Annotated in this window: 16 protein-coding genes and 2 tRNA genes; 17 read left to right on the plus strand and 1 reads right to left on the minus strand. The window is 68.0% G+C overall.

Features of this window, described 5'->3' with window-relative positions; all coding sequences use genetic code 11:
• Positions 1-10: 10 nt before the first annotated feature.
• The 11 genes from ACMGRF_RS05350 (at position 11) to ACMGRF_RS05400 (ending at position 11,808) form a co-directional block, all read left to right on the plus strand.
• Positions 11-2,410, plus strand: coding sequence for a DNA internalization-related competence protein ComEC/Rec2 (locus ACMGRF_RS05350; protein ID WP_180880451.1), 2,400 nt, complete (start codon positions 11-13; stop codon positions 2,408-2,410).
• A gap of 3 nt (positions 2,411-2,413) precedes the next feature.
• Positions 2,414-3,076: a MotA/TolQ/ExbB proton channel family protein gene (locus ACMGRF_RS05355; RefSeq protein ID WP_111190716.1), complete on the plus strand. Its 663-nt coding sequence runs from the start codon at positions 2,414-2,416 to the stop codon at positions 3,074-3,076.
• A gap of 3 nt (positions 3,077-3,079) precedes the next feature.
• The gene (locus tag ACMGRF_RS05360) at positions 3,080-3,502 is read left to right on the plus strand and encodes an ExbD/TolR family protein (protein ID WP_019658998.1); all 423 of its coding nucleotides are present in this window, start codon (positions 3,080-3,082) and stop codon (positions 3,500-3,502) included.
• A complete protein-coding gene (msbA, locus tag ACMGRF_RS05365; RefSeq protein ID WP_049438204.1) occupies positions 3,499-5,247 on the plus strand; it encodes a lipid A export permease/ATP-binding protein MsbA in 1,749 nt (582 codons plus the stop codon). The genes ACMGRF_RS05360 and msbA overlap by 4 nt, the downstream gene beginning before the upstream one ends.
• On the plus strand, positions 5,247-6,266 hold the full coding sequence (lpxK, locus tag ACMGRF_RS05370; RefSeq protein WP_049435266.1) for a tetraacyldisaccharide 4'-kinase: 1,020 nt from the start codon (positions 5,247-5,249) through the stop codon (positions 6,264-6,266). The genes msbA and lpxK overlap by 1 nt, the downstream gene beginning before the upstream one ends.
• 75 nt (positions 6,267-6,341) lie before the next feature.
• Positions 6,342-7,115, plus strand: a complete 774-nt coding sequence (gene kdsB / locus ACMGRF_RS05375) for a 3-deoxy-manno-octulosonate cytidylyltransferase (RefSeq protein WP_414485693.1) — start codon at positions 6,342-6,344, stop codon at positions 7,113-7,115.
• Positions 7,112-7,600, plus strand: a complete 489-nt coding sequence (locus ACMGRF_RS05380; protein WP_049413154.1) for a low molecular weight protein-tyrosine-phosphatase — start codon at positions 7,112-7,114, stop codon at positions 7,598-7,600. Before kdsB ends, ACMGRF_RS05380 begins: the two co-directional genes overlap by 4 nt.
• On the plus strand, positions 7,597-9,009 hold the full coding sequence (locus ACMGRF_RS05385) for a nhl repeat protein (RefSeq protein WP_049413153.1): 1,413 nt from the start codon (positions 7,597-7,599) through the stop codon (positions 9,007-9,009). Before ACMGRF_RS05380 ends, ACMGRF_RS05385 begins: the two co-directional genes overlap by 4 nt.
• Complete coding sequence (gene uvrC, locus ACMGRF_RS05390; protein ID WP_049413151.1) at positions 9,006-10,850, plus strand: excinuclease ABC subunit UvrC; 1,845 nt, start codon at positions 9,006-9,008, stop codon at positions 10,848-10,850. The genes ACMGRF_RS05385 and uvrC overlap by 4 nt, the downstream gene beginning before the upstream one ends.
• 18 nt (positions 10,851-10,868) lie before the next feature.
• Complete coding sequence (gene pgsA / locus ACMGRF_RS05395; RefSeq protein WP_049413149.1) at positions 10,869-11,495, plus strand: CDP-diacylglycerol--glycerol-3-phosphate 3-phosphatidyltransferase; 627 nt, start codon at positions 10,869-10,871, stop codon at positions 11,493-11,495.
• A gap of 237 nt (positions 11,496-11,732) precedes the next feature.
• Positions 11,733-11,808, plus strand: a tRNA-Gly gene (locus ACMGRF_RS05400).
• A gap of 67 nt (positions 11,809-11,875) precedes the next feature.
• Here the strand turns inward: ACMGRF_RS05400 and ACMGRF_RS05405 are convergent.
• Positions 11,876-12,652 carry a hypothetical protein gene (locus tag ACMGRF_RS05405; protein WP_134729537.1) on the minus strand — a complete coding sequence of 259 codons (777 nt, stop codon included), beginning with the start codon at positions 12,650-12,652 and terminating at the stop codon, positions 11,876-11,878.
• Positions 12,653-12,946: 294 nt separating this feature from the next.
• Here ACMGRF_RS05405 and ACMGRF_RS05410 point away from each other — a divergent pair, with 294 nt between their 5' ends.
• From ACMGRF_RS05410 to ACMGRF_RS05435, 6 genes are all read left to right on the plus strand, one after another.
• Positions 12,947-14,053: an NAD(P)/FAD-dependent oxidoreductase gene (locus ACMGRF_RS05410; protein WP_049414850.1), complete on the plus strand. Its 1,107-nt coding sequence runs from the start codon at positions 12,947-12,949 to the stop codon at positions 14,051-14,053.
• Positions 14,054-14,168: 115 nt separating this feature from the next.
• A tRNA-Gly gene (locus ACMGRF_RS05415) sits at positions 14,169-14,244 on the plus strand.
• 360 nt (positions 14,245-14,604) lie between these two features.
• Positions 14,605-16,068 (plus strand): efflux transporter outer membrane subunit, encoded by a 1,464-nt coding sequence (locus tag ACMGRF_RS05420; RefSeq protein ID WP_180880454.1) that lies wholly within the window; start codon positions 14,605-14,607, stop codon positions 16,066-16,068.
• Positions 16,065-17,204, plus strand: coding sequence for an ABC transporter permease (locus tag ACMGRF_RS05425; protein ID WP_061478472.1), 1,140 nt, complete (start codon positions 16,065-16,067; stop codon positions 17,202-17,204). Before ACMGRF_RS05420 ends, ACMGRF_RS05425 begins: the two co-directional genes overlap by 4 nt.
• Positions 17,205-17,214: 10 nt before the next feature.
• Positions 17,215-17,943 (plus strand): ABC transporter ATP-binding protein, encoded by a 729-nt coding sequence (locus ACMGRF_RS05430; protein ID WP_049414479.1) that lies wholly within the window; start codon positions 17,215-17,217, stop codon positions 17,941-17,943.
• Positions 17,940-18,860, plus strand: coding sequence for an HlyD family secretion protein (locus ACMGRF_RS05435; RefSeq protein WP_180880455.1), 921 nt, complete (start codon positions 17,940-17,942; stop codon positions 18,858-18,860). The genes ACMGRF_RS05430 and ACMGRF_RS05435 overlap by 4 nt, the downstream gene beginning before the upstream one ends.

The raw sequence follows: 18,860 nt of genomic DNA on the forward strand, positions 1-18,860 counted from the left end.
GGCTGGACCCATGGCTGTCGAGCGTTCCCCGTCTCCCTTGCTGGGCAGTGGCGCCGCTGCGGCGCTGACACTGGGGGCGCTGGCCTGCGTGCAGCTGCCACAGCTGCCGCCGCTGTGGGGCTGCATGGTGATGATCGTGCTTGGCATGGCAGGGTGGGGCCTGCGTTGGCGGGGGCGCCTGCCCGCGGTCGTGCTGCTGGGCGCCGGATGGACGGCGATGCACGGGCACTGGGCAATGCAGGAACAGCTGCCGCCAGGCCAGCCAGCACGGGATGTGGTGGTCAGTGGACGGGTCATCGATCTGCCGGACCATGGGGCCGCGCACACCCGCTTCCTGCTGCAGGTCAGCGAGAGCAGCGAACTGCCATCGCTGCGCGGCAAGCGCCTGCAGGTCATCTGGAATGACGCCTGGCGTGCCGTTGATGGCACCGACGCCGGGCGTGGGCGCCATCAGGTCCTGGCCGGCGCGCAGTGGCATCTGGCCCTGCGCGTGCGGGCGCCGCGTTCGCGGATCAATCCCGGTGGTTTCGACGGTGAACGCCATGCGCTGCTGCGCGGCGTGTCCGGCAACGGCACGGTGCGGGCACCGGCCAGCGCGCGTGAGCTTCAGGCCGCACATGGCCTGCCGGCATGGCGTGAACGCACCAGCGCCGCCATCGCCGCGCAGGTGGCCCATCCAGCTGCGCGCTTCGTGCAGGCGCTTGCCCTGGGCGATACGCGTGGCCTGTCCGACGCCGATTGGGATCAGTTGCGGGCGCTGGGCCTGACCCATCTGGTGGCCATTTCCGGGTTCCATGTCGGGGTGGTGGCGGGGCTGGGGGCGTTGCTGTGCCGAGGGCTGTGGTGGCTGTGCCCGCTGCTGGGCCGGCATTGGCCACGCCCCCAGGCGGCGGCCTGCGCCGCGGCCCTGTCCGCAGCGGGCTATGCGGTGCTGGCCGGCGGTGAATTGCCGACCGTGCGCACCGCACTCATGATCGGGCTGGTGGCGCTGGCGCGTAGCGGGCGGCGCCCACTGGGTCTCGTGCAGGGGCTTGCACTGGCGGCGCTGGCGCTGCTGCTGCCGGCGCCCCTGTCAGTGCTGTCCGCGGGCTTCTGGCTCAGCTTCGGCGGCGTCCTGTGGCTGGTCTGGTGCCTGCCGCAGGGACGTCCGCGAGGCGTGGTCGCCAACCTGCGCGGGTTCCTGGCCGCACAAGGGGTGGCCAGCGTCGGCCTGTTGCCGCTGGGCATCGGCTTGTTCGGTGGCACCGCCTGGCTGGGGCCGCTGGTGAACCTGCCGGTCATCCCGTGGTGGGCATTGCTGGTGGTGCCATTGTCGCTGCTGGGCACCGCCCTGCAGGTGCTGCATGACGGCGCCGGATGCTGGGCGTGGCGCGCAGCGGCGTGGTTGTTCGAAATCAGCTGGCAGGCCCTGCAGCCACTGGCGGCGCATCCACAGGCGATGTGGTGGTTGGCCGAGGCACCGGCCTGGGCAGTGCCGGCGGCGCTGTTGGGCGTGTTCTGGTGGCTGCTGCCACGCGGTGCCGGGGGCGGGCTGGCTGGCCTCCTGCTGTGCCTGCCGCTGCTGTGGCCGTTGCGCGAGCGGCCGGCCGAGGGAGAGCTGGAGCTGCTGGTGCACGACGTCGGGCAGGGCACGGCGGTATTGCTGCGTACCGCGCGGCATGCGCTCTGGTACGACGTGGGACCGCCGATCGGGGGGGAGGGCAGCGAGCGGGTCCTGGTTCCGTCATTGCGGGCGCTGGGGCAGGCACGGCCCGACCGCGTGCTGATCAGTCACGACGATCTCGATCATGCCGGCAACCTGCCGCGCCTGCGCCTTCAGTTGCCGGAGCTGCCCCTGTTGGCGCCGCCGGGCAGCACGATTGCCGGGGCCGGGCGCTGCCAGCGCGGCCTGCGCTGGCGCTGGGACGGCGTCGACTTCCAGGTGCTGCACCCGGATGCCGGCAGCCAGCGGGCTGAAAACGAGGACAGCTGCGTGCTGCGCGTGGCCAGCGCGCATGGTGGGGTGTTGTTGCCCGGGGACATCGGCCGTCCGGCCGAACAGGCGCTGCTGCGGGCGTCTCCGGCGGCGTTGAAGGCCGACGTGGTGCTGGTGCCGCACCATGGCAGCGGCGGCAGCTCCAGTGCGCCCTGGGTGGCGGCGGTGTCAGCCCGGCTGGCGCTGGTTTCGGCCGGGCACCAGAACCGCTTCGGCCACCCGCGCCGGGACGTGGTCCGGCGCTGGCAGGCGCAGGGAGCCGAGGTGGTGTCCACTGCGGAGTCCGGGGCGATCCGCGTATGGCTTGGCGCACAAGGGTTGCAGCTGCGTGAACAGCGTATCCATGCATCCCGGTGGTGGGATGCCGCTGGGCGGGCGCGGTCGGCTGTTATCCTATCGCCGATCAAACAAGCGGCCGTCGGGCCGGAGGGTTGAAACGTGTGGGAACTGGTCAAGGCCGGTGGCTGGCCGATGGTGCCGCTGCTGCTGTTGGGCGTACTGGCTTTGGCGATCATCCTGGAGCGTTTCTGGTCCCTGCGGCGAACGGAGGTGCTGCCGCCCGGCCTCGGCCAGGAAGTGCGCAACTGGGCCGCACGCGGCAAGCTTGACCCGGCGCACCTGCAGACCCTGCGTGCCAACTCGCCGCTGGGGGCATTGCTGGCGGCCGCGCTGGAAGCCCGCAATCGTCCGCGCGACCAGATCCGCGAGCGCATCGAGGACACCGGCCGCCACCTGGTGCACCGCATGGAACGTTTCCTCAACGCGCTGGGCACCATTGCCTCGGCCGGCCCGCTGCTGGGCCTGCTGGGCACGGTGATCGGCATGATCCAGATGTTCCTGGGCATCCTCGACCATGGGGTGGGCGACGTGAACCAGCTGGCCGGCGGTATCGGCAAGGCGCTGGTGTGCACCGCCACGGGCATGATCGTGGCCATTCCGGCACTGATGTTCCATCGCTACTTCAAGGGCCGCATCCACGGCTACGTGGTGGAAATGGAGCAGGAAGCCAGTGCCCTGCTGGACACGCTCGACGGTCGCCCCGGGGTGATGAACCCGGCCGCGCCGGCGCGACCGGCCAACGCCGCTGTGGCGAAGGCCTGATCGATGCGTATCGGCAATGACCGCTCACAGGATGAACCGCATATCGATCTGGTCCCGCTGATCGACGTCATCCTGGTGCTGATCATCTTCTTCGTGGTCACCACCACCTTCGATGCGCGCTCGACGCTGCAGGTGCAGCTGCCGACCGCCAGCCAGCAGCCCAGCAACGAGCCGCCGCGCTCGCTCAGCGTGCTGATCAACGCCGAAGGCCGCTATTTCATCAATGACCAGGAAGTGCTGCGCAGCGATGTCGAGTCGGTCAAGCAGACCATCGCATCGGTCGCCGGCAGCGACCGCAGCCAGCCCGTGCTGCTGCGCGCCGACGCACGCACCCCCTACCAGGCCGTGGTGACTGCGCAGGACGCGCTCGGTCAGCTCGGTTTCCGTCGTATCGCCATTGCAACTGCGCCAGAGGTGCGTCCATGAGTTCCCATCACGCGCCGGTGTGGCCGATCTACAAACGTCTGCTGGGCTATACCCGCACCTACTGGGTGTTCATGGTGGGCGCGGTCATCGCCATGGTGGTCGAAGCCCTGGCCGGCTACCACTTCACCAAGCTGATGGAGCCGCTGGTCAACGAGGGTTTCGTCGATCCGCAGCCGCGCGCGGCCGTGGTCCTGCCGCTGACCATCCTCGGCCTGTTCCTGATGCGCAGCGTGGCCACCTGGGTCAGCGACTACACGCTGGCCAAGACCGGCCGCAGCGTGGTCCGCGACCTGCGTGAGCAGGTGCTGCAGAAGTACCTGCACCTGCCGTCGTCGCACTTCGATACCGAAGCGACGCCGGTGATGGTCAGCCGCCTGAACTTCGATACCGAGCAGGTCACCCAGGCCAGCGCCGACGCGCTGAAGACCGTGGTGGCCGATACCCTCACCATCGTCGCGATGCTGGCGGTGATGCTGCAGATGAGTGTCAAGGTCACCCTGGCGATGTTGCTGGTGGTGCCGCTGATCGGTGGCATCGTGTCCTACGTGGGCAAACGCTACCGCCGCATCAGCCGTGGCATCCAGGACGGCATGGGCACGATGGCGCAGACTGCCGAGCAGTCCTTGGCGGCGCAGCAGGAAGTGAAGGTGCACGGCACCCAGCAGCATGAGATCTCGCGCTACTCGCGCCTGGCCAACCGCATGCTGGCGCTGAACATGAAGGTCGAGGTCACCCGCGCCGCCGCCTCCAGCGTGGTGCAGTTCCTGGCCGCACTGGCGCTGGCGGTGATCGTCTGGGTGTCGACCCGCGAAGCCCTGGCCGGCCGGCTCAATGCCGGCCAGTTCATGGGCCTGATGACATCGATGATGGCCATCATTCCCTCACTGCGCCGCCTGACCAGCGTACAGACCTCGATTTCGCGCGGTGTCTCTGCTGCCGAGCGCCTGTTCGGCATTCTCGACATGCCAGTGGAGCGCGACCAGGGGCAGCGACGCGTGCAGCGCGTGCGGGGCGAACTGGCGTTCGACCACGTCATGCTGCGTTACCGCGAGGACAGCGGCATCGCCCTGGACGACATCAGCTTCGTTGCCAGGCCAGGCACGGTGACGGCCATTGTCGGCCGTTCCGGCAGTGGCAAGACCAGCCTGATCCGGCTGGTGCCACGCTTCTACGAGCCCAGCGGCGGTGTCATCACCCTCGACGGCGTGGCACTGGACGACTACCCGCTGGCCGACCTGCGCCGGCAGGTGGCAATGGTCGGGCAGAAGGTCATGCTGTTCGATGATACGATCGCCGCCAACATCGCCTATGGCATGGAAGCGACCGACGAGCAGATCCGCGCGGCGGCCGAAGCCGCCAACGCGTGGGAGTTCATCGCACGCATGCCGCAGCAGCTGCAGACCCCGGTGGGCGAGAACGGCGCGCTGCTGTCCGGTGGCCAGCGCCAGCGCCTGGCCATTGCCCGCGCGATCCTGCGCGACGCCCCGATCCTGATCCTCGACGAAGCCACTGCGGCGCTGGACAACGAATCCGAGCGCCTGGTGCAGGACGCCCTGCAGCGCCTGATGCCCGAACGCACCACGCTGGTCATCGCGCACCGGCTGTCGACCATCGAGCATGCCGACCAGGTACTGGTCATGGATCATGGCCGCATCGTTGAACGCGGCACGCACAAGGAGCTGCTCGAACTGGGCGGCCTGTACCAGCATCTGCACAGCATGCAGTTCCGCGAAAGGCAGGACTGATGGCCGGCAAGGGCACCCAGACCCCGCCGTACTGGTACGACGGTACCCCGGTTCCGTGGGCGATGCGCCTGCTGGCGCCGCTGTACGCAGGTGTCACCGCGCTGCGCCGGCGCGCATATCGCCGTGGCTGGCGCAAGCGCCATTCGCTGCCGGTGCCGGTCATCGTGGTTGGCAATATCACGGCCGGCGGTACCGGCAAGACGCCGCTGACCATTGCGCTGGTCGAACGCCTGCGTGCGGCCGGCTGGAAGCCGGGCGTGGCCAGCCGCGGCTATGGTCGCGAAGACGCCGACAAGCCGCTGTGGGTGCGGGCCGACACGCCAACCGCCAAGGGCGGTGACGAGCCGGTGCTGATCGCCTGGAAGACCGGCGTGCCGGTGCGCGTGGACAGTGATCGGGTTGCTGCCGGCAAGGCGCTGATCGAGGCCGGCTGCGATGTGATCGTCTGCGACGACGGTTTGCAGCACTACCGGCTGGCGCGCGACATCGAGATCGAGGTGGTCGATGCCCAGCGTCGCTATGGCAATGGCCGGATGATTCCGGCCGGGCCGTTGCGCGAGCCGGTCAGCCGCGCCAGCGAATGCGATTTCCGCGTGGTCAATCTCGGTCAGGCCGATGAGGAGACTGCGGCACAGGCCTGTGGCTTCGGCCAGTGGCCGATGGCCCTGCACATCGACAGTGCGCAGCCGCTGGCCGGTGGCCGCGCGCGCCCGCTGGCGTACTTCAAGGGCCAGCGCGTGCACGCGGTGGCCGGCATCGCCCATCCGCAGCGTTTCTTCGACATGCTGCGCGCGCGCGGGATCGGCGTGGTGCCGCATGCGTTCGCCGACCACCAGGCCTACCAGCCGCAGGACCTGTCCTTCGGCAGCCAGTTGCCGGTACTGATGACCGAAAAGGATGCGGTGAAATGCCGGGCGTTCGGCAACGACTGGCACTACGCGGTTCCGCTGCGCGCCGAGTTGCCCGCCGCGTTCTGGGTGGCGCTGACCGATCGCCTGGACAAGCTGCGACCGAACTGATTGGCGCGGCGGCGCTTGCATTCACGCGCCGCTGGCCGCATTCCCGTTGTAACGAGCCTGCCGAGAACCGCCCGCATGACCAAATTCGTCGTCGCCATTCCGGCCCGCTTTGCCGCCTCGCGGCTGCCGGGCAAGCCGTTGCGCCCGCTGGGCGGTGAGCCGCTGGTGCTGCATGTGGCGCGCCGCGCGCTGCAGGCCGGTGCCCGCGAGGTCTGGGTGGCGACCGACGACCAACGCATTTCCGATGCGCTGTCCGGGTTGGCCGAGGTGAAGGTGGCGATGACCGCGACCACGCATGCCTCGGGTACCGATCGCCTGGCCGAGTGCGCACGCATTGCCGGCTGGGCCGATGACACGGTGGTGGTCAACCTGCAGGGCGACGAACCGTTCGCACCGGCGACCGGCATCCGCGCGGTGGCAGATGCGCTGGTCGCTGGCACTGCGCCGATGTCGACTCTCGCCACGACCGTCGAGGACGCGCACACCCTGTTCGACCCGAACGTCGTGAAGCTGGTGCGCAACGTGCGCAACGAGGCGATGTACTTCAGCCGTGCGCCGATCGCCTGGCACCGCGACGGCTTCGCACGCAGCCGCGACACGCTGCCGGACGGCCACCACTGGCTGCGCCACATCGGCATCTACGGCTACCGCGCCGGCTTCCTGCAGCAGTTCGCGGCGATGCCGCCGGGCCAGCTGGAGCAGGTCGAATCGCTGGAACAGCTGCGCGTGCTGGAAGCGGGCTTCCCGATCAGCGTGGCGATCTCGCCGGAGCCGTTCCCACCCGGCATCGACACCCCCGAGGACCTGGAGCGCGCCGAGGCGTTGCTGCAGGCGATGGCCGCGCGATGAAGTTGCTGGTCGTCTGCCTCGGCAACATCTGCCGTTCGCCGATGGCCGAAGGGGCGCTGCGCGCACGCCTGGATGCCTCGCCGCTGGCCGGGCGGGTGCAGGTCGATTCGGCCGGCACGGGCGACTGGCACGTGGGCGAGCCGCCGGACCGCCGCGCGATCGCCTGCGCGGCCGGGCACGGCGTGGACATCGGCGACCTGCGCGCACGTCAGCTGCAGGCCGAGGATTTCGAACGTTTCGACTGGATCCTGTGTGCCGACGAGGCCAACCTGCGTGATGCCGGTCGCCTGGCATCGGCGGCCCAGCGTGAACGCCTGGCGCTGTACCTGCCCTGGTCGGGCGGGCAGGGGCGGGTAGCCATCCCCGATCCCTACACCGGCGGCAGCGATCATTTCGAACAGGTCTGGTCGCTGGTCGACGATGCTGCAAAACGTGCGGTGGCACGACTGTTGCATGACGCCGACTCCGGCATAATCAGGTCATGAACGTCCAGCCCGTCCCGGACCTGCCCGAATTCGCCACCTGGCTCAATGCCACCCCCTGCACCCTGACCGAACTGCGCGGCCGGCCGGTCGCGCTGCTGTTCGTCAATGCGGCCTCCGCCTGGAGTGCGCAACGCCTGGCCGAGTTCGGCCAATGGCTGTCGCGCCATCCCGGCAAGCTGCAGCCGCTGGTGCTGCAGGTGCCGCGTTTTGATTTCGAACGCGATGCCACGGCCGCACTGAAGCTGCTGCGCCGTCAGGGCCTGAGCATGCCCGTGCTGCTCGATGCCGACTGGGATGGTTGGCGCCGCTTTGGCGTCACCGCCTGGCCGACCATGGTGCTGCTGGACGCGCAGGGCCGCGAACAGCAACGGCTGGTCGGGCAGGGCGCGCCCGGTGAACTGGAGCGCGCCTTGAACGCGCTGTGCCAGGGCGCACCTTCGGCGCCGCCGCGTGGCGGCAGCGAACTGCATCCGGAACCGCGCCAGGCCCTGCGCTTCCCGCAGGGGCTGGCGGTCAGCACCGAACGCCTGTACATCGCCGACAGCGGCCATCACCGCATTCTCGAATGCAGCCATGGCGGCCGCATCCTGCGTCAGTTCGGCCTCGGCACCGCCGATTTCATGGACGGCAACCTCGCCGAAGCGGCATTCCACCGCCCGCAGGCGCTGGTACTGGAGCGCGATTCGCTGTACGTCGCCGACACCGGCAACCACGCGGTGCGCCGTATCAACCTGCTGACCGGCATCGTCGACACCCTGTGTGGCAACGGGCGACCCGGTGCGCCGGTGGAAGGGCCGGTCGCGCAGCCGCGGCAGGTCTCGCTGGACCATCCGGTCGGCCTGGCCATTGCCGACAACCAGCTGCACATCGCGATGGCCGGCGACAACCGCATCTGGAGCTACCACCTGGGCCAGCGCACCCTGCAATGGCGCGCCGGCAGTGGTTCCATCGACGAGCGTGATGGCAGTGGCCATCTGGCGGCCTTCGCCCAGCCCACCGCGCTGGCCGTGGTGCAGCAGGTGCTGTACGTGGCCGATGCACTGGGTTCCTCGATCCGCGCGCTTCAGCTGCGTGGCGACCTGGTGCAGACCCTGGTCGGGCAGGGGCCCTGGCGCTTCGGCAGTGAAGACGGTCCCCGCACCCAAGCCAGCCTGCAGTTCCCGCAGGCCATCGCGCTGAGCGCGGACGCCCCGCTGCTGTGGATCGCCGATACCGGCAACGGTCGCCTGCGCACGCTGCGCCTGGGCGGCGGTGAACTGACCACCCAGCCGCTGCCGCGCCGCCTGCATGGCCCGGCTGGACTGGCGGTGGGCGCAGGTGCGGTGTGGATCGCCGAGACCGACGCCCACGCCGTGCTGCGCTTCGACCCCGAAAGCGGCGTGCTCAGCGAAGTCCCGATCAGCGAATGACCGACGTTCCCGCCCCGGCCTTCGACGGCAAGGCCTTCGCGGCCCAGCTCAGCACCGCGCCCGGCGTGTACCGCATGTACGCCGCCGACGACACCCTGCTGTATGTGGGCAAGGCCCGCGCACTGCGCAATCGCGTCGGCAGCTACTTCAACGGCAGCCCGAAGAACGCGCGGATCATGTCGATGATCTCGCAGATCGCGCGCATGGACGTGACCGTCACGCGCTCGGAAGCCGAGGCGTTGCTGCTGGAGAACCAGCTGATCAAATCTCTATCGCCGCGCTACAACGTCTCGCTGCGCGACGACAAGACCTACCCGCACGTGCTGCTGACCCGCGAGGACTGGCCGCGCATCGCACTGCATCGTGGACCCCGCGCCATTCCCGGCCGCTATTTCGGGCCGTATCCGGGCGTGACCGCAGTGCGCGAAACGCTGAACCTGATGCACAAGCTGTTCAAGCTGCGCAGCTGCGAAGACAGCGTGTTCCGCAACCGCTCGCGGCCGTGCCTGCAGTACCAGATCGGGCGCTGCAGCGCGCCGTGCGTGGAGCTGGTGCCGGCAGCGGAGTACGCCGAGTCGGTACGCCGCGCCGCTCTGTTCCTTGAAGGCAAGAGCGACGAGCTCACCCGCGAGCTGGGCGAGCAGATGCAGGCCGCCAGCGAGGCGCTGGAGTTCGAGCAGGCCGCGCGCCTGCGCGATCTGATTTCCTCGCTGCGCAGCATGCAGACCCGCCAGTACGTGGACGGTCGCGCCGCGGACCTGGACGTGCTGGCGGTGGCCATGCAGGGGTCGCAGGCCTGCGTGCTGCTGCTGGCGTTCCGCGATGGCCGCAACCTCGGCACCCGCCCGTTCTTCCCGCGCACCAACGGCGAGGAAAGCCCGGAGGAAGTGCTGGCCGCGTTCGTCTCGCAGTACTACATCGAATTCGAGCCGCCGCGCGAGATCCTGCTGGACCGCGAGATTCCCGATGCCGACCTGCTGGTTGCCGCGCTGTCGGCCTCGGCCGAGCGCAAGGTGCAGCTGAAGTGGAACGTGCGCGGCGAGCGAGCCGGCTACGTGGAACTGGCCAGCCGCAACGCGCAGCTGACCCTGGCCACCGAACTCAACAGCCGCAACGCGCAGCAGGCGCGCAGCGACGCACTGCGCGAGATGCTGGGCCTGGCCGAGCCGGTCAAGCGGGTTGAATGTTTCGACATCAGTCACACCCTGGGCGAGGCCACCGTGGCCTCGTGCGTGGTGTTCGACGCCGCCGGTCCGGTGCGCGCGCAGTATCGCCGCTTCAACATCAGCGGCATCGAGCCGGGCGATGACTACGCCGCCATGCGCCAGGCCATCGATCGCCGCTTCCGCCGTGCGGTGGAAGAGCAGGGCGTGCTGCCGGACGTGCTGCTGATCGACGGCGGCGCCGGGCAGCTGGCGCAGGCGCAGGCCGCACTGGCCGACCTGGGCGTGGAAGGCGTGCTGCTGGTGGGCGTGGCCAAGGGCGTGGAGCGCCGCGCCGGCCACGAAGCGCTGGTGATGCCCGATGGCCGCGAGCTGCGCCCGGGCGCGGCCAACCCGGCGCTGCAGTTCATCCAGCAGGTTCGCGACGAGGCGCACCGCTTCGCCATCACCGGCCACCGTGGGCGCCGCCAGAAGGCACGGATGACCAGCAAGCTGGAGGATATCCCCGGCATCGGGCCGCGCCGCCGCGCCAGCCTGCTCAAGCATTTCGGTGGCCTGGTGGGCCTGAAAGCGGCTGGCGAAGCGGAAATCGCCAAGGTGGAAGGCATCAATGACGCCCTCGCGGCACGTATCTACGCTAACCTGCACGGGTTGGCCACGCCTGATGCGGCCGAGTAGAGAGAGAAGCACGCAAGCATGAAGTTGACCCTGCCCACCTGGCTGACGTTGTTGCGGATCGTGATGATCCCGGTGCTGGTGCTGGTGTTCTACCTGCCCTACACCTGGACCAACTTCGCTTCGGCGGCGATCTTCGGCCTGGCCGCGATCACCGACTGGCTCGATGGCTGGATTGCACGCCGTTACCAGCTGGAGTCGGCCTTCGGCGCGTTCCTCGATCCGGTCGCGGACAAGCTGATGGTGGCCGTGGCGCTGTTCCTGATCGTGCAGGGCCATCCGACGCCGTGGATGGCGTTCTGGGCGGCGGTCATCGTCGGCCGCGAGATTGCAGTATCGGCGCTGCGCGAGTGGATGGCCGAGCTGGGCCAGCGCGCCAAGGTGCGCGTGGCGATGATCGGCAAGATCAAGACCACCGCGCAGATGGTCGCGCTGCTGTGCCTGCTGTATTCGGTGGCCCCGAACGTGCCGGTGGAAGACATCTGGATGGGCTGGCCGGTGTTCCGCATCGGCGACTGGACCCTGGCCATTGCCGCGGTGCTGACCCTGTGGTCGGGCCTGCAGTACCTGCACGCCGCCTGGCCGAGCCTGCGCGATGACGAGCGCGCGGCGCGCGAGCGGGCGCGGCAGAAGAAGCTGGGCAACTGAGCCCCGGGGTCGGATCCCTTTCCGAAGGAAAGGGCTCTGACCCCATCGATGCGCCTATCCACGCATGGCGTGGATCTACTGGAAATGCTGCGTCCACGGATGGTGCGGATCCATCAGTTTGCGGGGATGCCGTGGTAGATCCACGCCATGCGTGGATACGCAATGCAAGGTGCCTCGCAGACCCTGAGAAAAAGCGCTTGACGCCATCCTTGGAACAGGTAAAATTTCGCCTCCCAAGCGGGAATAGCTCAGTTGGTAGAGCGCAACCTTGCCAAGGTTGAGGTCGCGAGTTCGAGTCTCGTTTCCCGCTCCAGATTCAAGAAGAACGCTCCCGCAAGGGGGCGTTTTTCGTTCTGGTTTGAATCTGTCGTCTGAATGTTCTAGATCGCCGCAAGGATCTGATCGATGTGACCAGCGGCGTCAGCATCGCGATCGTCCAGCCTCAAGTGCGCCTCGGTCGCGATGAACTTGCTGATCTGTCCAAAGCAGGCTTCGCCAAGTCGCGCTCTCCACAGTGAGAGAAAATCGAATCGAACAGTGAATGCCTGCACGTCGTTAAATACGTACACGGGCGCATCGTCAATTCCATCCATCAACGAAGCAATGTAACGATCCTGCTCGGACTCCGAATGGGTCCAGGCTGCATGCCAATCCACGCAGGGCGGCTCGCGTTGCAGGCCAAGCGGTTCTATCACGGCGATCGCATCAACGAGCTCCACTGTAATCGGATTGCATAGGGCCTTGCTTTCCAGCCAGAAGAGGTAGCTGGCGATGGACGTGATCGTATCGCACGCGCGGATCGTTGCTGCTCCGGGAGTTGGTAGTGCTTGAATCACAAGTGCAACGTGGTTCTGTAATCGGACGGAGGCGCCAAGCGAGCGAAGATCGTCGAAGAATGCATCATGAGTGCTTCCTATCCTTGCTTCGCTGAAGCTGGCGCACAGGTAGTAGTTATCTCCTCCATCGACCAGCTGGCTCACTGTACGCTGTGCTGCAAGCCGCGCAGCTTCAGCATCGCTTCTCGGAAATGTTGAAAGGAGCACCTCCCTGAAGCAGTCGGTGGCCAGCAGAAACACGATTTGATCGACTGGAATCGCCATCGTTGAATGCGCGAGGAAGGGGCATGCACCATCAGGCTTTGATGTGGCGCGGTCCATGCAATGTTTCCGAAATGGAAGCAGTGGCTTGGTATTCCTGCCGGAGCTGGCCGCTGGTTTGGGTGACGGTGCCACTCATACATTACGCAGTCAGCTGCTTCAACCGCTACCTTGCCAAGGTTGGGACCGTGGATTCGAGTTTCGTTTCCCGCTCCAGATTCGAGAGGAACGCTCCCGCCAGGGGGCGTTTTTCATTTGCCTAGCGCCCGCTTCATCCCCACTTCACCGCCACTCCTTCGGCTCACCACGCGGCCGTTCGAAGCTGCATCTCCAATCCTCCAGGGCGATGCAGGAATGCCCCACGCTCACTCCGCCTACGACCACGATGTGGTCATCGTCGGCGCCAGCTTCGCCGGTGCCGCCTGCGCGCTGGCCGCTGCTCAATACGGCTTGCGCGTCTGCGTGCTGGAACGCAAGACCGACCCCGGCGAGCGCCTGCACACCACCGGCATCGTGGTGAAAGAGGCGATGGAGCAGACCTGGCTGAGGCGCATGCCCGAGCATCTGGTGCAGCGGGTCGCAAACGTGCGCCTGTATGCGCCGAACCTGCGCAGCGGGTTGCTGGCCGCGCCGGGCTATTACTTCCTCACCACCGATACGCCGAACCTGATGCGCTGGCTGGCCAGCGAACTGCGCGCGAATGGCGTGGACCTGCGCCTGCAGCAGTCCTTCACCGACGCCCGTCGCTGCGGTGACGGCTGGCAGGTCGAAGGGGCAGGGCGGTGCGCCTATCTGGTCGGCGCTGACGGCGCACGCTCACGCGTGGCACAACGCACCGGGCTTGGCCAGGTGCGTGACACCCTCTACGGCGTCGAGCGTGAGTTCGCCGGCCTGCAGGTGTCGCAGGGCGATGCACTGCATTGCTTCGTCAGCAAGCGCTACGCACCGGGCTACATCGGCTGGGTCGCGCAGAATCCGACCGGGCTGCAGGTGGGATTGGCGCTGCGCCATGACCCGCAACAGGTACGGCCGCCGGATATCGATGGCTTCCTCGACCACGTGCGCGATGTGGTCGGCATTCCGCCTTCGGCGCGTCCCTCGGCCACCCGCGCCGGCTTGGTCCCGTGCAGCCGGCCGGATGGGCCGTTCACCGGCCAACGCGTGATCCTGACCGGCGACGCGGCGGGCATCGTCTCGCCGCTGTCCGCCGGGGGCATCCACTCCTCGTGGCGGCACGGCTGGGCGGTCGGCGAGGCGATTGCCCGCCATCTGCGTGGGCAAGGGCCGGAAGCGGAACGGGTGGCGCGACAGGTGGCGCCGGCATTCCATGGCAAGCGCCTGCTGCGCTGGGCGATGGACCATCTGCAGGCCGACTGGCCGCTCAACGCACTGCTGCACATGGCGGCCACGCGGCGCATCGCCGAGCAGGTCTACTTCCACCGCCGTGGCCTGCGAACCTGAGGTATCGGTCCTGGGGGCCTGAACGCCTCCCCACAATGCAGGCGAAAATTCCTGTTGACGCCGTGCAGCGATATCGACACAATAGCGCTCCTTCGACGCAGGTCGAACGAAATCTGCGGGAATAGCTCAGTTGGTAGAGCGCAACCTTGCCAAGGTTGAGGTCGCGAGTTCGAGTCTCGTTTCCCGCTCCAGATTCAAGAAGAACGCTCCCGGAAGGGGGCGTTTTTCGTTTGTCGGACCGGATGCGCCCATGGGTCGCCAGCGAGCGTTCGAGGCCCGCGGAGTGGTCAGCGCGACCACGATGCACCGACAGCCACCGCCGTGATCGAAGCGATTGGCTGCCAGCGGCGAGGATGTTCACGCGTGTGGCACGTCGAGCCGGGGAGACGTCCCAATGTGCAATGCGCCGTGAAAAGCATCCAGTGTTCTGTCCCGGGAACGCGTTGAAAGCGCAGTGAAAGACTGGGTCGGCGTTGCCTGAACCGCACGCGTGTGGTGACCGTTTTCGGACCAATTCTCCATGTTCGCTCCACAATCGCACGGTAGCCTTCATGCTCCTTCTACACGTTGGCGGGCTGGTGGTCAGGCGTATCACTTCAGTGGCAGTGCCCAGGACCGGGCGCGGACTCTCCCTGCGGGCAGTGCTGCGCCCGGGCGCGCTGCTGACCAGCCTGGCGCTGGCAGGTTGCATGTCGGTGCCGGCTCCGGACCTGCCTGATCGCACACCCGGCACCTGGACCCAGGTGCCGCAGGGCCAGGGCGTAGCGGTGGATGCCAGGCAGTGGTGGAAGGTGCTGGCCGACCCGGCGCTGGACGGCCTGGTCGATCAGGCCATCGCCGGCAACCTTGATCTGCAGCAGGCCACGTTGCGCCTGCAGGCGGTGCGCATCGTCGCCGGCGCCTCCAACGCGCGCTTTCTGCCGGAAATCACCGCCAGCGCCAAGCAGGTACAGGACGCCGCCGCGGTCGACACTTATTTCCATGCCGGTATCGAAGCGATCTGGGACCTGGGCCTGTTCGGTGCCGCCGAGAGCGCGCAGTTGAGCGCGCAGGCCTCCGCCGGCAATGCCGAGGCGCTGCGCAATGCCGCACAGGTGGCGGTGATTGCCGACGTAGTGCGCAGTTATCTGGACCTGACCGTGGCCCAGGCCCAGCAGGATCTGCTGGCCCGACAACAGGCCGTGGACGACCGCGGCGAACAGCTGGCGCTGGTCCGTCAGCGGCTGCGCCTGGATGAGCCGGGCGAGCTGGAACGCCTGCGTGCGCGCCAGGCGGCGACCCGAGCAGCGACGGCGCAGGCCCTCGAAAATGCGGACAACGCGGCCCGCGCGCTGGCGCTGCTGCTGGGGCGTGACGGGCCGGATCCCGCCTGGCGCGCATACCGCGCGCCGCCGAAGCTCGGTGCATTCTCACTGCAGCAGGTCCCTGCGGATCTGCTGCGCCACCGCCCGCAGATCCTGCTGGCCGAATCAGAGGTGATGCAGGCAGCGGCCAGCAAGGGTTCGGCGCGCGCAGCGATGTATCCACGGGTCAGCCTTGGCGGCTCCATCCTGTACGCGTACAACCTCACCCAGAACGCCCGCTCCAATTCCGATTCGAGCCCGTCGATCGGCCCGTACATCGATATTCCGCTGTGGGACTGGGGCCAGCGTCGCGCGCGCTTCCATGCCGATGAAAAGCAGCTGGATGCCGCCTTGCTGGGTTACCGCAAGGCGGTGCTGGAAGGCGTGAGCGAAGTGGAAGGCGCGCTGGGCAGCCTGGCGCGGCAGGACAGCAGCATCCAGTCGCTGCGCGCGGCCAACGATGCCGCCGGGCAGCAGGTCAAGCGCCAGGCGCGGCAGCTGCAGCTGGGTCTGTCCAGCGAGTTCGACGGACTCGATACGCAACGCGCCGCACTCGCCTCGCAGGCCGACCTGATCGCCGCGCAGGGCGCGCGCGTGCTGGCCTTTGCGTCGCTGTACCGCGCCCTCGGTGGTGCCCCGCTGCCTGCCGAGGGCGAGGGTGGATCGCAATGATCGCACTCGCCCGCAAGACCCTGGCCTATGAGTGGCGCCGGTTCCTGCCGGTGGTGCTGGCGATGTGTTTCGCCGGTGTGCTGTTGATCGTGCAGGCCGCACTGGTGCTGGGCATCTTCGGTACCGCTGCGATCTACGTGAAGGCATCCTCGGCCGATCTCTGGGCCGGTTTTCCCGGCACCCAGAGCGTCAACTACGGTCATGCGATCAGCGCCGATGTGGAAAGCCACCTGCGCATGGACCCCGATGTCACCCGCGTCGAACCCTACGAGTGGGTCGACGGCGAATGGCGGTCCGGCGCGCAGGGCACCGGCAATGTGTCGGTGTACCTGTCCGGCATCTCCACCCGGGACGACGCGATGATGTTCGCGCGCATCCTCCCTGCGAACCTGCGCGCGCAGCTGCGCGAGCCGGGTGCGGTGATCGTCGACAGCGCCGATCTGGATACGCTGGGCGTGGACCTGCAGAACAACCGTGCCTGGATCAATGGCAAGGCGGTGCGCGTGGTCGCTGCACAACCGGGCCTGCGGGGCCTTGGTGGTGTCAACGTACTGGCCTCGCTGGACACCGCGCGCGCCATCGCCGGCACCGACCCACACGAGGGAAGCACCTATTTCGTGGCGGGCTTGCGCTCGCCGGACCTGGCCGACCGCGTGCGTGACCGCCTGGCCGCGTCGATGGGCCAGGCCACACCGGTCGAGTTCTGGACCGCGCCGGCGTTCGCCAGCCGTTCGCAGCAGTATTGGCTGTTCGATACCGGCGCAGGGATCGCCGTGTTGTTCATGGCCGTCATCGTCTGCTTCGTCGGTGCGGTGATCACCAACCAGTCGTTCGCCTCGGTGGTGGCCGGCTCGGTACGCGAGTACGCCACGCTCAATGCGCTCGGTGCCGGTCGCTACGCGCTGGCGCGGGTGGTGTTCGAGCAGGCATTGCTGATCGGTGGCGTGGGCATGCTGCTGGCGGCGGCGTTCAGCACGGTGGTGCTGTTGATCGCGCAGACCCAGCGCGTACCGGTGCAGCTGACGCCGATGGTGATCCTCGGCTGCGTGGCGCTGGTCGCGGTGATGGCCATGCTGTCCAGCATCATGGCGGTGCGCAGTGTCGTCCGCTCCGATCCATCGTTGCTGCTGCGTTGAGGACCGGCCGATGACTTCCACACGCGCCATCGCCCCGACCCTGCAGGCCGAAGCATTGGAAAAAGGCTTCATGTCCGGTGATGTGCAGGTGCCGGTGCTGCGTGGCCTGTCGCTGGACATCTATCCCGGCGAGCTGACCCTGGTATCCGGCCCGTCCGGCTGCGGCAAGAGCACGCTGCTGTCGCTGCTGTCCGGCCTGTCCGCACCCGATGGCGGTCGCGTGCACGCGCTGGGCCAGGACGTGGGCCACATGACCCGCAGTGAAGTGGAGCGTTTCCGCCTGCACCATGTCGGCTTCGTGTTCCAGGGCTTCAACCTGTTCCCGGCACTGACCGCGCTGGAGCAGGTGCAGCTGCCACTGGGCTACCGCGGCATGCGCAATCGCGAAAGCGAGCCGCTGGCCCGCAGGGCGCTGGAAGAAGTCGGCCTCAGCCACCGCAGCCACATGCGCCCGGCGCAGCTGTCCGGTGGCGAGAAACAGCGCGTGGCGGTGGCGCGTGCCTTCGCCAAGTCGCCAACGCTGATCTTCGCCGACGAACCCACCAGCGCGCTGGACGCCGAGAACGGTCAGCGCGTGATCGACATCCTGCATCGCTATGCGCGGGCGCATGGCGCGACTGTGCTGTGCGTGAGCCACGATCCGCGCCTGATCCGGCATGCCGATCGGGTGATCGCCATGGAAGACGGCATGGTCCGTGATGACCGCCGCCAGAACGAAACCGTAGAGTCCGCCCCATGACCAAGACGTCGCATCTGCTTCCCCTCAGCCTGGCCCTGTCCGCGGCACTGCTGCTCGGCGCCTGTTCCAGGGAAGCGCCCACCGTCGCATCGGCACCCTCAGGCAAGGCGGGTACTGCCGCCGCCGGCAAGGTCGCCGTGGCACGGGGCATCATTGACATCGAAGGTGGCTTGATCGCACTGGCACCGCCAGTGGATGGCTCGATCACTGCAGCGCCGGTGAAGGAAGGCGCCACGGTGAAGAAGGGGCAGCTGCTGCTGTCGCTGGATGGTGCCCTGCTGCAGCAGGAGGTGGCGATGGCCACCGCCGATCTGGCCTTGGCCAATGACCGCCTGAAGGGCAGCCAGGCGCAGCTGCGCGAACTGGAGCGCAACGCCACCCGTCTGTCCACGGGCGCCAGCGAAGGCGTGTCCTCGAACCAGCAGGCCGATGCGGCAAAACAGCAGTTGGCTGCTGTGCGTGCCGATGTCGACGTGGCCGGTGCGCAGGTCGACATGGCGCAGCACAAGCTGGAGCACGCGAAGCTGAGACTGCAGCAGATGTCGTTGAGCGCGCCGGAAGCCGGCACCGTGGTCGGCCAGGTGCCGGGCGTCGGCGCCTTCGTGCAGGCCGGCAAGCCGGCGATCTCGTTGTTGCCGGCGCGCCCGCTGCAGGTGCGCGCCGAACTCAGCGCCGCCTACGCCGATGCCGTGCAGGTGGGCATGAAGGCTGCTGTCGTGCCGGACAGTGATGGTGCGGAGAACACGGGCACGCTGCCGCCCGCACGCGTGGTACGCATCAGCCCGGTGTTCGCGCAGGCACGCCTGCCTGAAGACGCAGGGCGCGGCGTGGCCAAGGTGGTGGAGTGCGTGCTGGAGTTTGACGGCGAGGCCAAGGCACGCTTCGGCCAGCATGTGCGGGTGGAGTTCCGGAAGTAA

The sequence above is a fragment of the Stenotrophomonas sp. EMP41 genome (assembly GCF_047495535.1).
Taxonomy (GTDB): Bacteria; Pseudomonadota; Gammaproteobacteria; order Xanthomonadales; family Xanthomonadaceae; genus Stenotrophomonas; species Stenotrophomonas sepilia.